Consider the following 15,147-nt stretch of genomic DNA (forward strand, 5'->3'; position numbering starts at 1 on the left):
CGTAATGCTTGTCAGTTAAGATTTTGAATGTGGCCGTAACGGATAGCGTTGCGGCCTCTTTTTTACCGCTCTCGGATAGTGTCTCTCTCGTCTGTCCGGCAGCACGAAGCTGGAGGCCATATCCAGTATCTCTTCCATTATTCGGGGTAATTTCCCCGGTGCTACTCCGGGTAATAGGCTCAACTGACTTCTCAGATACAGCGCGGATTGCTTAAAACTCATCTGATACGGTTCGATACCTTTCAGACTGTACGCCATCTGCGCCATCATGAACCGCAATAGATTGTAGGCCAGTACCACTCCCCACAGCTCTTGACGTATCAGTGCCGGTTTTTTACTCCTCAGCGTCAGTTCATTGTTCAACAGATGCTGCTTCATCTCCCTGAACCCATGTTCTATTTCCCAGCGATGACTGTACAACTCCACGATATCCGCTTTCGGGTATCTGAGCGGGTCGCACATTGACGTCAGTATTTGCACTGTTTTACCTTTGACTTCCTTACTGATTAGCCTTGCCGTTAACGTATCCGGTGCACCTGACCATTTCTTTTTCGATTGGGGGGACAGCCGTAGCTCTACCAGAGCCTGTCCGCTCCCTATTTTTCGAACAACCTGATATTGCGCACCTTTACGCAACGGGAGCATCCAGTGTCTTTCGGTTCCTGTCGACTGCCAGTAGTGCAGCAGGCCCAAAGCATAAAAGCCTTTATCAAAAAAGGTCAGTGAATGGTCGGGAGTTTTTTCTACAAGCTGTGCCGCAAGGTCAGCTTCACCGCTTTCAGATACACTGGTAAAGGCAACGGCTGATAGCAAATGGCTGGTCACTTCCATCTGGCAGACCATACGCACCTGCGGCCACTCGGAACATTGAGTCACATTAGCTGTACGTCCGAAAGCAGCGTCATTTTCGGGGGTATCTGGCGTTCGCCATATCGTGCCGTCCACGGCCATTAATGTCAGTCCATTCCAGTGTGACAGGGGTGTTTTTTCGAACCATAACTGCTGTGTTTTTTCGAACATCAGGCGCATCGCATCTTCTCCGAGTCGTTGGCGAGCCTGAACGACAGCGCTGGGGGCGACAAAAGGCCTTTTCCCCGGCAGAAGAATATCTAAATGTGAGACGAGCTGAGTCATCGAGTGGGAACGAAACAGCGCCATACCGGTCACAGCCCAGACCATCATTTCCATAGAGAGACGACGTTTGCGTAGGGTGACGACGCCAGTATCAGCAAGGCATTCATCAATAAGTTCAGGTGAAAGCAGTTCAGAAAGCGCAGAGAACTCCTGCGGAGTAAATTTATGGACGATATCAAGAGCCTGACTGAGAAGCATAAAAAAATCCGGAAACGATGAGCATTTCCGGATTCTTACACATCCACTGGATCGGTCAACCGATCCTTAACTGATCGGCATTACGTCTTCGGACGTGGTTTTTTTAAGTCTGAACGCATAAAAATCCAAACTCAGATTTACGCCAGTGAAAGCGTGAACGACTGCCTGTTGAGTACCTGCTGCATATCTGAACTCAACGAAGAGTCAGTCACCACATCGGTAAACTGCGTCAATGGATAAGCGCAAAACAGGGAGTAAGTCCCGTACTTACTGCTATCAGCAACCAGAACCCGCCGAGTCGCATTAGCTACAATCGAAGCCTTTATTGCCGCTTTCTCTTCGGTTGGTGTCGTTACGCCTTTTTCCAGACTCCATGAGTTACAGCTCATAAAAGCAATATCAGGGTAGATTTGTCGTAACAATTGACGCCCGTGCTCACCAATACAAGATTGGCTGCTATCGTCAATCCGGCCGCCGATAATGGTCACTTCAATTTGTTTAAATTCAGAGAAGAACAGCGCAATGTGTAAATCGGTGGTAATAACCCGAAGCGGGAGATGCGTTAACCTGCGGGCAATTTCAAGGGTCGTCGTCCCTGCGTCCAGCACCACAGAATCACCGGACTTGACCATTTTGGCGGCCATTTCAGCAATAGCCCCTTTTTCAGCCAGGTTGCGCTGAAGCTTTTCATTGGTTGTCGGTTGAGAAGGAATAAACCGGTTAAGCGTAACGCCACCGTGAGTACGGCTGATTACACCCTGTTCATCAAGCTTGATCAGGTCACGTCGAATCGTTGCCGGAGAGGCATCAACAGCAATGACCAGTTCTTCTACAGTTACCAGATTATGCCCCTTTAAATAGTTCATAATCTGGTCTAAGCGGTTTTGTCCCTTCATAATCCCTTAATAGTATCAGGCGAGCTGTATAGCTAATCGGATAGATTCTTCCATACTCTCAGACTTTGCTTTTCCTGTCCATGCTATATCAAAAGCCGTCCCGTGGTCAGCGGAAGTTCGAATAAAGGGAAGACCGGCGGTAATGTTAACACCATCATAAAAACCTAGTAATTTCAGAGGAATATGCCCCTGATCGTGATACATAGCAACCACCATATCGTAACGTCCTTCATGGCACTGTAGGTAGACCGTATCCGGGGCACAGGCGCCAACAACATCAATACCTTTCGCCGCCATTTTCTCTACCGTAGGGTTAATTATTTTAACTTCCTCATCACCAAATAACCCATTTTCGCCTGCGTGAGGATTCACACCAGCAACAGCAATTCGTGGTTTTGCAATGCCGACATGTTTAAGGAATTTATCTGCCATTTCAATAACAGTCGCCACACGTTCACAACTTAATGTATCCAGGAATTTACGCAAAGCGATATGGGTAGAAACGTGAATCACTTTCAGTTTTTCAGTGTAAAGCACCATGGCATAGTCTTTACTATTGGTCAGTTTAGCCAACAGTTCTGTATGTCCTGGGTACATATGCCCGGCCAGATGCAGCGCTTCTTTGTTCAACGGGGCCGTAGCAATTGCCTGAACATCACCGGCTAATGCCAGCTCAGTCGCACGCTTAACGCAGCGGTAGGCCAAATCTCCTGCCTGTTTTTGCACTACTCCCGGAACTAGTCCATCGGGATCGTCCAGAGGTACATCGATAATATTCAGAATGCCTTTGGTAAAATCAGCTTCATCAACTTTTTGAATCACGTTGATAATTATGGGATCAACTAACTTCAGATCAATCACTCTCTGTAATGTTCTGGCACACCCCACAACAACGGTAGCAACGCCTGCATCAACTTTATGTAATGCTTTAATAATGATCTCAGGGCTGATGCCAGCAGGATCTCCCATCGTTATTGCTATTTTCTTAACCACCACATCTCTCCTCAATAAATAGTAATACTTCAGCTAATGCTGCTTCAGAACCAAAACCTCCGGCTTTAGTAATTACCGGTGTTTGTCCGATCGAACTTGTTAATAAAGATCCATAAGGTATGCAGGGTGCAACTTCCCCTTTAATCAAAAAGCCAGAAGAGCCCAGTGCATTAGCCGTAGAAATAGCAATATCACCGCCGGTTAACATCACTCCGCCTACCCCAATCTGAGATAAAATTAATGCGGTGAGTTGACCAAAAAATTCGCTGACTCTTTCACCTAACTCCGTACGGGTCAGTTGATACTGGTGACATAAATCTGTGATTCGCTCTCTCTGCTGGGGGTGCGGAGCCGTGCGGACAATACAATGTCGTTGCTGATTAATTATCGTCAGTACTTGTTCTGCATAAGATTTGATTAACCAATCAGAAGACGAGCTGAGTAGGCTATCTACCTCGATATCAACCAAGTCAGCTAAATTGCGTTGTTGAACATAATTGATTTGCTGCTGAGTAATTTCACTCATTGAGCCTGCAATAATTAATGCAGGTCCTGTACAGTTCTTGTCATTCTCGCCATTAACTGTGTCGATATTGGGTATAAATGGAATTTGATTAATCAGCCCCGCAGACCCGACTAATAGTGGCTTGGTATTCAGGTGCTTTAAGCTAAGGCCGATGAGTTTCAGGTCAGATTCAGCAACTGCATCAACTACAACTATCGATATCTGCTCAGCTATCAGCTGATTGAGGGTTTCAATAAAATTACCACTTCTTAGCTGGGCCAGCGATATCTCAGCAATAGGTAATGATGTCTGCTGCTTTAAGCAGGCTTTAATACTGGCAGAAATAACCGGCGTTTTAGGATCGCTGACAAACTCAGTCTCCATCAGCGATATGCCATTAATGTAGCAACAACCATCAACCGTGGTGCGGCCCAGCGCAGGCAATGCGGGAGCAACAATAGCAAAACTGGCATAGCCACTAGTCAAAATAGCTTCAATTTCGGCACCGAGATTGCCCCGCAGGGTTGAATCTATTTTCTTATATAGATAGCCAGAGTCGGAAAACTTGCCGTAAGCAGCCATCGCCTGCCCTACCCGCTTAGCAGCCTGTTCGGCTGATACTGCCCGGCTATCGGTATTAATCACTAAGACCCGATGTTCATCAGACTGCGTAGCGCAATCCCAACTAAACAGAACCTTTACCGGCGCAGACTTTTTAGCCAGTTGCAGCCCGGCATCATTCGCACCGGTAAAATCATCGGCGATAATGAATAAATTATGTCCGCTTGCTGAATCTGGCATCTTCCCCTCTCTGTTTCTCGACGGCTCTACAAGCCACTTGGATATCTACCCGTTTATGCTGAAAGGAGCATACCCGATGGCTTGATTGAATAATACGCTCATTTTGATTTATTTCAATCACAAAAGATTAATTGTGAGCACGATCATGTTATGAAGATCTAATTTAGCCATAATAAAGCGCAATAGATTAGTGTATAAACATCAAATTGATTATTTTCACTCAAAATTAAAAATCAAAATAGCAATGGCTGTTCAGGCTAAGACAAAGGGAGTCATATGAACATAAGCAGCACAATATTAAGTGGGTATCAGGTCCTTGAAGATGTGAACTACTTAATTGATAAAACACAAAAGGTCCTGTTAGTTACAGATAAGAATATTGTGTCGCTGCCTGTCGCAGCTAAATTCATTCGCCATATTCAACAGATTGCTCAGGACGTCACCATTATCAACGATGTTCCTCCGGAGCCCAGCAATCACGACGTTGAGGCATTATTGTCACGACTACCTCACCAGGATTTTGATCTGGTTATTGGCTTGGGTGGTGGCAGCGTTCTCGACGTCACCAAGCTGCTATCGGTGCTGGCTATTCAAGGTTCAAGTGCCAATTTACAGCAGTTGCTGTCCGGAGAAAAACCGGTTAAACGCTGTCGTTCAATACTGGTTCCGACTACGGCGGGAACGGGCTCAGAAGCTACTCCTAACGCTATTTTGGCAATACCAGAAAAGAACACCAAGGTCGGCATTATCTCTGCTGTTTTACTACCGGATTACGTTTTTCTGGTACCGGAGTTAACCACCAGCATGCCTGCGCATATCGCAGCGTCCACGGGTATTGATGCCCTATGTCATCTGATTGAATGTTTTACCTCGAATATTGCCAATCCGGTCAGTGATAACTACGCCCTCACCGGTCTGGCCAAACTGCTCGTTAATATCGAAACCGTGGTAAAACAGCCAGAAAATCTGGCCGCTCGACTAGAAATGCTATGGGCCTCTTATTATGGCGGAGCCGCCATTGCCCATTCGGGTACCCACCTGGTTCATGCGATGTCATATCCGCTGGGAGGGAAGTATCACATTCCTCATGGCGTAGCCAATGCGATTCTATTAGCTCCCTGCATGCGCTTTATTCAGAAAGTCGCATCTGAAAAGCTGGCCGTTGTTTATGCCTTATTACCTACAGCAGACCTGTCGCTAACGGATGAACAGAAAGCTGAAGCTCTGGTGGACTACTTCTATTCACTGGTCAACGGTCTGGGGCTGCCGACTACCCTCAACCAGCTCAATATCCCTGATAGCGACTTACCTTATCTGGTTGATGCCGCTTTGAATGTACAGCGTTTAATGAAAAATGTTCCACGCACAGTCAGCCGTGAGGATGTTACGGCTATTTACCAATCTCTTTATTAAAAAACTTATAAATTAAAAAATTACTACGGAGTACATCACATGCAACAAATAATTACCGGTGTCCTAACGGCTATCGTTACCCCGTTTGATACCCAAGGCGAGCTTAGTATTTCGGCGTTAAAGCAGCAGGTTAAACGCCAGATGAAATATGATAATGGTATCTTTTGTAACGGGACTAACGGTGAATTTTTCGTCCTCAACACTCAGGAAAAATTAGCCGTAACTCAGGCATGTATTGATGAAGCCGCGGGGAAAGTTCCGGTTGTTGCCCATATTGGTGAAATATCAACGGCAGAAACGATCAAATTAGGCAAACAAGTTGCCGCCTTAGGGGCTAATGCAGTTTCAGTTATCACACCCTATTTTGTTCCGTTTAAACAAGAAGAGTTAATTTATCACTATCAAAAAATAGCTGATGCCCTCACCGTACCGGTATTTATGTATAACATTCCGGCCCGTACCGGGAATACCATTCAGCCAGAAACGGCAAAAATACTCTCTTCTCACCCTAATATTGTTGGTATTAAAGACAGCGCCGGTAGCTATGAAAGTTTAAGAGGCTATCTGGATGTTGTCAGTGATATTGAAGGATTTGACGTTCTTAATGGGCCTGATTCACTTATTCATCAGGGATTTGTTGACGGGTGTTCTGCCTGTATTTCCGGATTAGCCAACGTCGCCCCTGAGGCCGTTAGCCATATATGGAAATATTATCAGTCCGGAGATATCGAGAAATCTAAACGGGCTCAGGATATTGTCAGTGAGCTACGTAAGGAACTTTATGCCGTAGCCTTCTCTCCGGCAGCCGTTAAAAAAGCGGTCAACCTTCTTGGTGAAAATGTTGGTGAAAGTCGTTACCCAATTATTTTCTCCGATAGCGACATCCAAGAAATTAAACGCATTATCGCCAAATTCTCTTTATAAGAATCTTAACCAATCAATTAAAATAGTTGTGAGGGAATATGAACGTTTTTAACTTCGCAGATACGGCGATTATTGTATCGATCGTTATCGCTTATATTTTATTTACTTCCTGGCTAACCTATAGATTAAGAAGTAAAACAAATAGTGAATTTATGTCCGGATCTCAGGCAATGCCAGCCTTTATTGTTGGTATCTTATTAATGTCCGAATATATTGGTGCTAAATCTACTATCGGTACCGCGCAAGCCGCCTTTAGCGGTGGTATAGCGGCATCATGGTCGGTAATAGGTGCTGCTATTGGTTTCCCAATATTTGGTATGTTACTGGTTAAGAAAATTTATAATACCGGTAAAATTACTATTTCTGGTGCTATTGCAGAAAAATACGGTAATACAACCAAGAATATTATTTCATTAATTATGATTTACGCCCTGTTATTAGTTAACGTCGGTAACTATGTCAGTGGTGCCGCTGCTATTGCAACAGTCCTAAAAATTAGTTTACCGGTAGCTGCCTTTATTACCGCTATTGTAAGTACCTTCTATTTTGCCTTTGGTGGATTAAAAGGTCTTGCTTACGTCACCTTATTACATAGTGCAGTAAAATATTTCGGCGTCATGGTTATTTTAGGCATTGCGTTATATATGACCGGCGGTATTACCCCGATGGTTGAAAACATGCCTGAACACTATTGGACTTGGGATGGTACTTTTGGCCCCGGAACGATTTTTGCCTGGCTGATAGGTACGATAGGGTCAATATTCTGTACTCAGTTTGTTATTCAGGCCATCTCTTCAACTAAAGATGCCAAAGCGGCTAAGCGGGCTACCTGGGTCGCCTTCTTCTTCTGTTTACCCATCGCTATCGCTATTGCCGTTATCGGTGTTGCAGCAAAATATCTTCACCCGGAAATTGATAGTTTATATGCCCTTCCGGTATTCCTACAGGATATGAACCCTGTTTTGGCCGGTATTGTGACGACCTCTCTGGTGGCCTCGATATTTGTCAGCGTCAGTACCGTTGCTCTGGCTATTGCCTCTTTAATTGTAAAAGACTTTTATGTCCCTTATTTTAAGCCTAGCGAAGAAAAAGAATTTAAGATGACCAGAGTCTTTTCTTTGCTTATCGGATTCTTACCTCTGATATTAGTGCTGTTTGTCCCTGAAGTCTTAAAACTCTCGTTCTTCACCCGGGCAATTCGCCTGTCTATTTCAGTGGTTGCCGTAATGGCCTTCTACCTGCCGTTCTTTAAGAGTGCCAGAGGAGCAAACGCCGGGCTTATCGCCGCTTGCGTCGTAACCTCAGCCTGGTATCTGATGGGTGACCCGTATGGTATCAATAATATGTATATTGCACTGATTACTCCTGCAATAGTGATGTGTCTTGACCGTATTATTCCTAATAAAGCGTTAAAAGCAGAGACCACAACAGCCAAACCATTGGAGGAGGCAAAATGACCGCTGAAACTATCACAGTAGAACGCACCGGAAAGGTACGCTCATGCGAATCAGATCCAGTAAGAATTGAGGCCTATCTGCCATCAGAGTGTCCACAAAATCATGCAGCTAATTTATTGCCGTTACCTAACGGCGATCTGTTGTGTACCTGGTTCTCCGGTACTCAGGAAGGTATTGCGGATATATCCATTTATATGTCCCGTTTAGCCAAAGGCAGCAATTTATGGACCAAGCCGGTTAAGCTGTCTGATGATAGTTCCCGGTCAGAACAAAACCCGGTTCTGTTTTTGGATCCCGATAACATTCTATGGTTAATGTATACCGCACAAAAATCAGGTAATCAGGATACTGCGTTTGTCCGCTACCGCCAATCAAAAGACCTTGGGGAAACCTGGGGGGCGATTGAAACACTATTTTCTGAACCGGGAACCTTTATTCGCCAGCCAGTAACGGTGTTGAGCAATGGTGATTGGATAGTACCGGTATTCTATTGCCGCGTACAACCGGGTGAAAAATGGGTCGGTAATAACGATGACAGCGCGGTAAAAATCTCCAGTGATAAAGGTAAAAGCTGGCGTGAGTATTCGGTTCCACAGAGTACCGGCTGTGTTCATATGAATGTTACTGTACTGAATGATGGTTCGCTGATAGCGCTTTACCGCAGCCGTTGGGCCGATTTCATCTACCTGAGTCGTTCATTTGATAATGGTAAAACCTGGTCCGCGCCACAGGCGACATCATTACCCAATAATAACTCATCAATTCAAGTTACCACGCTGAATAATGGTCATTTAGCTTTGGTATTCAACAATATGAGTGCAGCTGATTGTAGTGAACGTCGCACATCACTATATGATGAAATTGAAGATGAAGAAGATAAAGCGTCAGGAAAAGAGGTCATTATTCCGACAGAGGGCCGCAGTGCATTTTGGGGTGCCCCAAGAGCGCCAATGACACTGGCAATTTCTGAGGATAATGGTAAAACCTGGCCTTATCTGCGTAATATTGAAGTCGGTGATGGTTACTGCATGACCAATAACTCTCAACAAAAGCTTAATCGGGAATTCTCCTATCCTAGTATTAAGCAAAGCGCCGATGGTAAATTACATATCGCTTTCACCTATTACCGCCAGACAATTAAATATGTCAGCGTTGATGAAGAGTGGGTTAAAGCCGGTGAGGCTGCACTATGATTATTGGCAATATGGATAACCTCGAACTGGCATTACTTCCTAAAGCCTTGCTCAATATTCTTGAACAGACAGGCCCCGGCCTGTCACAAATCAAGGCAATGCCGGATGGAAAATTCCAGCCCGAAGGACAAACATGGTTTTGCTCTATCGGACCTGTAATGACCGAACCAGCAGAACTGCGGCATACTGAATATCACTATAACTATCTGGATATTCAGTTAGTACTGGAAGGCGAAGAGATTATTGGCTATGGGCTAAAAGATGCCAGAGGTCAGCAAGGTTATGAGAAAAAGCCTGACCTTTATATTCTCGATAAGCCTCAGTTAAGTAACCAATTGCATTTGAAACCGGGGGATTTCGCCGTGTTCTACCCGGGTGAGCCTCATCAGGCACTGTGTGCAATAGACCAACCGGCCACGGTCAGAAAAGCCGTGTTTAAGATCCCTAAAGAATTAATTGTTAGCTAACAAAAAGGGGCATCATCGATGCCCCTCTCTTATTCCGCTTAATCAGCATCATACCCTAAGTTCGGTGCCAGCCAGCGCTCAACTTCTGAAATACTCATCCCTTTACGCTTAGCATAGTCTTCAACCTGATCCCGCTGAATCTGAGCTACGGCAAAATATTTGCTATCAGGATGACTAAAATACCAACCGGAAACAGAGGCTCCCGGCCACATGGCATAAGACTCGGTCAGCTTCATGCCGATTTGCTCTTCAACATTAAGCAACTGCCAGATTGCCGCTTTTTCCGTATGTTCCGGACAGGCTGCATAACCGGGAGCCGGGCGAATACCCTGGTAATTCTCACGAATCAGATCGTCATTTGATAAGTTTTCATCGGCTGCATACCCCCAAATCTCTTTACGCACCTGTTCATGGAGATATTCAGCAAACCCTTCAGCCAGCCGGTCTGACAGCGCTTTGATCATAATCTTATTGTAATCATCATGCTGAGCATCAAAAGCATCTGCTAATGTGTCTTCTTCAAGACCACCCGTAACGGCAAATGCGCCCATATAGTCAGCCTTTCCGCTCTGTTTAGGGGCAACAAAATCAGCCAAACAGTAGTTAGGGAAATCGGTCTTTTCAGTCTGTTGACGCAGATGGTGGCCAGTCACTAAAACCTCAGTCCTGCTTTCATCAGCATAGATCTGAACATCATCACCAACCCGGTTTGCCGGGAAAATGCCCATAATGCCGCGAGGATTGAGGGTTTTGTCTTGAGCTAATTGATCTAACATCTGATTGGCATCAGCCAATAAACGTTTCGCCTCTTCACCCACAATTTCATCTTCCAGAATTCTCGGGTATTTACCGGCCAGCGACCAAGTCATAAAGAAAGGCGTCCAGTCGATATAGTTCCTCAGGGTGTCAATAGAGGCTTCTACGGTACGAGTACCTAAATTTTTAGCTACCGGTGGTGTGTATGACTGCCAGTCACATTCCCATCCGTTCGCTCTGGCCGCTTCAAGCGTAACCGGTGCGGTTCTTGGCTTTTTACGAGCGTGCTGAATGCGTACGGTTTCATACTCTTTACGCGTTCGGGCGACAAAGTCATCGCGCTGAGCATCAGAGATTAAGGCAGAACAGACGCCCACGCTGCGTGACGCATTCTGTACATAAACCGTTGGTCCGCTATAGTTCTGTTCTATCTTAACGGCAGTATGCGCTTTAGAGGTTGTCGCGCCACCGATCAGTAATGGCAAAGTGAAACCTTGGCGTTCCATCTCTTTAGCAACGTTAACCATTTCATCCAGCGACGGCGTAATCAGGCCAGACAAACCAATAATATCAACATTCTCTTCACGGGCGGTTTTAAGAATTTTATCCGTTGAAACCATGACCCCCAGATCGATAATTTCATAGTTATTACATTGAAGCACCACACCAACGATATTCTTGCCTATATCGTGAACATCGCCTTTTACCGTAGCCAATAATATCTTACCGGCCGCGGTACCCTGCTGTTTGCTGGCCTCAATATAAGGCTGTAAATAGGCAACGGCCTGTTTCATCACTCGGGCAGATTTCACTACCTGTGGCAGGAACATTTTACCTTCACCAAACAGATCGCCAACGATATTCATTCCGGCCATTAATGGCCCTTCAATCACTTCCAGCGGCAGATCTGCCTGTTGGCGTGCTTCTTCGGTATCTTGCTCAATAAATTCAGTGATACCTTTAACTAAGGCATATTCCAATCGCTTAACAACCGGCCAGCCGCGCCATTCCGCCTGCTGTTTGTCAGCCTCACCATCACCACCGCTATCGCGGTATTTCTCTGCTAAATTCAGCAACTGCTCAGTACCATCTGGCCGACGGTTAAGTACAACATCTTCTACCGCCAACTTGAGGTCAGCAGGTAGATCATCATAAATCGCCAGTTGCCCTGCATTCACAATCCCCATATCCAGGCCGTTTTTAATGGCGTGATAAAGGAACACGGCATGAATAGCTTCCCGAACGGGATCGTTGCCCCTGAATGAGAACGAAACGTTAGATACGCCGCCGGAAATCAAAGCATAAGGAAGCTCACGTTTGATATCAGCACAGGCCTCAATAAAATCAACGGCATAGTTATTATGTTGTTCAATACCGGTCGCTACGGCGAAAATATTCGGGTCAAAGATAATATCTTCCGGCGGGAACCCAACTTTTTCAGTCAGAACTTGATAAGCCCGGCGACAAATTTCAATCTTGCGTTCACGGGTATCAGCTTGGCCATCTTCATCAAATGCCATCACCACCATTGCAGCACCATAACGACGAACCAGCTTAGCTTGCTGAATGAATTTTTCTTCGCCCTCTTTCATCGAAATGGAGTTTACGATGCCTTTACCCTGAATACATTTTAGGCCTTTCTCAATCACTTCCCATTTTGATGAATCGATCATGATAGGTACGCGGGCGATATCTGGCTCACCGGCTATCAGATTAAGGAAGCGCACCATGGCAACCTCTGAATCCAACATGCCTTCATCCATATTGATATCAATAATCTGAGCACCGCTTTCTACCTGTTGTAGAGCAACCTCTAGCGCTTCACCGTATTTTTCTTCTTTAATCAAACGCTTAAAACGAGCTGAGCCCGTGACGTTAGTTCTTTCGCCAACGTTAACAAATAGCGTATTGGCATCAATAGTGAGAGGTTCCAGACCGGCTAATCGGCAGGCTACGGGAATGTCCGGCAGTACGCGAGGCGCAACATCTTTTAATTCACGAGTAATTGCAGCAATATGCGCCGGCGTAGTACCACAGCATCCGCCAACGATATTCAGAAAACCTGAGCGCCCCCACTCACCGATCTGAACCGCCATATCCTCCGGCCCTAAATCGTATTCACCGAAAGCATTCGGCAAGCCGGCGTTGGGGTGAACCGAAACATAGTATTCAGAGATGCGAGATAGTTCTGCGACATACTGGCGCAGCTCATCAGGCCCGAGCGCACAGTTCAGGCCAAAAGAGAGAGGCTTTACATGGCGCAGAGAATTGTAGAAAGCTTCGGTTGTCTGGCCGGATAAGGTGCGGCCTGAAGCGTCTGTAATAGTGCCGGAAATCATTACCGGCAGCTCAATCCCCAGCGCTTCAAACTCAGTTTCAACGGCGAAAGTCGCCGCTTTAGCATTCAGGGTATCAAAGATAGTTTCGATCATAATGATATCCGCGCCGCCTTTGACCAGCGCACGGGTTGATTCCCGATAGGCTTCAACTAGCTGGTCGAAAGTAACATTACGGAATGCAGGATCGTTTACATTTGGTGAGATCGAAGCCGTTCGGTTAGTGGGGCCAAGAATACCGGCTACGTAGCGAGGCTTATCCGGCGTGCGGGCAGTCCATTCATCGGCACAGGCTCTGGCTAAACGGGCACCTTCGTAGTTGATCTCAGCGGACAGCGATTCCATATGGTAATCGGCCATCGCAATCGGCGTGGAGTTAAAGGTATTGGTTTCTAAAATATCTGCACCGGCCTCTAAATAGGCGTTATGAATGGCAGAGATAATATCGGGTTGAGTGAGTACCAGAAGATCGTTATTGCCTTTAACATCGCTTTGCCAATCAGAAAAACGCGCTCCCCGATAATCTTCTTCACTCAGTTTATAGCTCTGGATCATGGTTCCCATTCCACCATCGAGAACCAAAATTCGTTTAGCTAGTTGCTGGCGTAATTGTTCTAATTTGCTCATCAGGTTTTCTCTTAACAAAGCTGCTTGCGGGCAGAAATCAGGCATAACAATCTGAATAGTAGGTTTATAAGCATAGCCAGTGTTCCCACATAAGCTATGCATAAAAACTAATCCAACGTTGGGTTCATCTGACGTAAATCATAAGGTGTGATTTGATAGACGAAATAGTTTAACCAGTTATTAAATAATAAGTGGCCATGGCTGCGCCATGTCGCGCTTGGCGGCAACTCTGGATTATCTTGAGGAAAATAATTCAGTGGTAATTGAGGATTCAGCCCGGCATCACGATCGCGAAAATACTCGCCGGAAAGCGTAGCCGCATCATATTCAGGGTGCCCGGTGACAAATGCCATACGGCGATCTTTACTGGCAAAGAGGTATCCCCCTGCGACATCTGATTCAGCCAGAATATCAAGGTCAGTGTGCTCACGAATATAATCGGTAGGAAAGTGGGCGTAGCGCGAATGGGGCGCTAAAAACAAGTCGTCAAAGCCTCGCGTTAATGGCGCCTGCGGTTGAAGGATTTTATGGGTATATACACCCGATAGCTTTTCTTTCAGCGTTAATTTAGGTATTCCGTAGAGAATATTCAGTGCAGCCTGAACCGCCCAACAGACAAAAAGTGTTGATGTAACGTGTTCTTTTGCCCATTCAATAATTTGAGCTATCTGCGGCCAGTAGGCGACATCATCAAATTCAACCAACCCTAACGGTGCACCGGTAACAATAAGACCATCAAAATTCTGATCCTGAATATCTTCGAAATTACAGTAGAAGTTATTCAGATGTTCGCTGGGGGTATTTTTCGATTCATGATTATCAATTCTTAGCAGTTGAATATCTATCTGTAGCGAAGAGTTAGATAGCAGACGTAAAAATTGGTTTTCAGTCTCAATTTTTTTCGGCATGAGGTTAAGCAATAACACTTTCAGCGGACGGATATCCTGATGGCTGGCACGCGTAGAGGTCATCACAAAGACGTTCTCTTCACGCAATACATTAACGGCAGGTAACTCATCAGGTATACGAATCGGCATTACTCACTCCTCAAACATCCATTTATACGTTTAGACTTCTAGATAGCCAACGATAGCGTTTTTTACAGACAGTGTCGAGTCGAATATTCGATAATTTGTTATTTGCTTATAACCAATAAATGAGTTTAAGAAAATGAAGGAAAGCAGAAGGAATATAGCGTTAAAGGTTAATGGCACTATCGGTAGAAATACCGTATTGCTTGGAAATTTTCCATAGAAAAAGCCCTCTGCTTGCGCAGAGGGCTTATCCATTTATTTAAAGCCTGGCAGTTTACGCCGGGCTTCCTGCCCGTCGCCCTTCGGGCCGTCGCAGGAGACGTTCAAATGTGTTCCCGACACATTTGTCCTACTCTGTCGAGACGCTTACCGACAAGCTACAGACAAAACAAAAAGGCTGGCAGTTCCCTACA

At 45.5% G+C, this 15,147-nt stretch carries 11 protein-coding genes; 5 read left to right on the plus strand and 6 right to left on the minus strand.

The window, feature by feature from the left end:
* Positions 1-15: 15 nt before the first annotated feature.
* The 4 genes from YWE_RS0119290 to dtnK form a co-directional block, all read right to left on the minus strand.
* Positions 16-1,332 carry an IS4 family transposase gene (locus tag YWE_RS0119290; RefSeq protein ID WP_029095916.1) on the minus strand — a complete coding sequence of 439 codons (1,317 nt, stop codon included), beginning with the start codon at positions 1,330-1,332 and terminating at the stop codon, positions 16-18.
* Between the two features lie 137 nt (positions 1,333-1,469).
* Positions 1,470-2,228, minus strand: coding sequence for a DeoR/GlpR family DNA-binding transcription regulator (locus tag YWE_RS0119295; protein WP_029096001.1), 759 nt, complete (start codon positions 2,226-2,228; stop codon positions 1,470-1,472).
* A 15-nt stretch (positions 2,229-2,243) separates the two neighbouring features.
* Positions 2,244-3,221: a D-threonate 4-phosphate dehydrogenase gene (locus tag YWE_RS0119300; protein WP_029096002.1), complete on the minus strand. Its 978-nt coding sequence runs from the start codon at positions 3,219-3,221 to the stop codon at positions 2,244-2,246.
* Positions 3,214-4,527 carry a D-threonate kinase gene (gene dtnK / locus YWE_RS0119305; RefSeq protein ID WP_029096003.1) on the minus strand — a complete coding sequence of 438 codons (1,314 nt, stop codon included), beginning with the start codon at positions 4,525-4,527 and terminating at the stop codon, positions 3,214-3,216. Before dtnK ends, YWE_RS0119300 begins: the two co-directional genes overlap by 8 nt.
* Positions 4,528-4,803: 276 nt before the next feature.
* On the opposite strand from dtnK, the gene YWE_RS0119310 reads away from it, so the two are divergent.
* The 5 genes from YWE_RS0119310 to YWE_RS0119330 are packed head-to-tail and all read left to right on the plus strand — an operon-like array spanning position 4,804 to position 9,981.
* Positions 4,804-5,940: an iron-containing alcohol dehydrogenase gene (locus YWE_RS0119310; protein ID WP_029096004.1), complete on the plus strand. Its 1,137-nt coding sequence runs from the start codon at positions 4,804-4,806 to the stop codon at positions 5,938-5,940.
* Between the two features lie 39 nt (positions 5,941-5,979).
* Positions 5,980-6,864, plus strand: a complete 885-nt coding sequence (locus YWE_RS0119315; protein ID WP_029096005.1) for a dihydrodipicolinate synthase family protein — start codon at positions 5,980-5,982, stop codon at positions 6,862-6,864.
* A gap of 38 nt (positions 6,865-6,902) precedes the next feature.
* A complete protein-coding gene (locus YWE_RS0119320) occupies positions 6,903-8,321 on the plus strand; it encodes a sodium:solute symporter family protein (protein ID WP_029096006.1) in 1,419 nt (472 codons plus the stop codon).
* Positions 8,318-9,514, plus strand: a complete 1,197-nt coding sequence (locus tag YWE_RS0119325) for a sialidase family protein (protein ID WP_029096007.1) — start codon at positions 8,318-8,320, stop codon at positions 9,512-9,514. Before YWE_RS0119320 ends, YWE_RS0119325 begins: the two co-directional genes overlap by 4 nt.
* Positions 9,511-9,981, plus strand: a complete 471-nt coding sequence (locus tag YWE_RS0119330; protein WP_029096008.1) for a NanQ anomerase/TabA/YiaL family protein — start codon at positions 9,511-9,513, stop codon at positions 9,979-9,981. The genes YWE_RS0119325 and YWE_RS0119330 overlap by 4 nt, the downstream gene beginning before the upstream one ends.
* 38 nt (positions 9,982-10,019) lie before the next feature.
* Here the strand turns inward: YWE_RS0119330 and metH are convergent, their stop codons facing one another.
* Positions 10,020-13,700 carry a methionine synthase gene (gene metH / locus YWE_RS0119335; protein ID WP_099044311.1) on the minus strand — a complete coding sequence of 1,227 codons (3,681 nt, stop codon included), beginning with the start codon at positions 13,698-13,700 and terminating at the stop codon, positions 10,020-10,022.
* A gap of 107 nt (positions 13,701-13,807) precedes the next feature.
* Positions 13,808-14,737, minus strand: coding sequence for a homoserine O-acetyltransferase MetA (gene metA / locus YWE_RS0119340; protein WP_029096010.1), 930 nt, complete (start codon positions 14,735-14,737; stop codon positions 13,808-13,810).
* Positions 14,738-15,147: the final 410 nt, after the last annotated feature.

The sequence above is a fragment of the Budvicia aquatica DSM 5075 = ATCC 35567 genome (genome assembly GCF_000427805.1).
Lineage (GTDB): Bacteria > Pseudomonadota > Gammaproteobacteria > Enterobacterales > Enterobacteriaceae > Budvicia > Budvicia aquatica.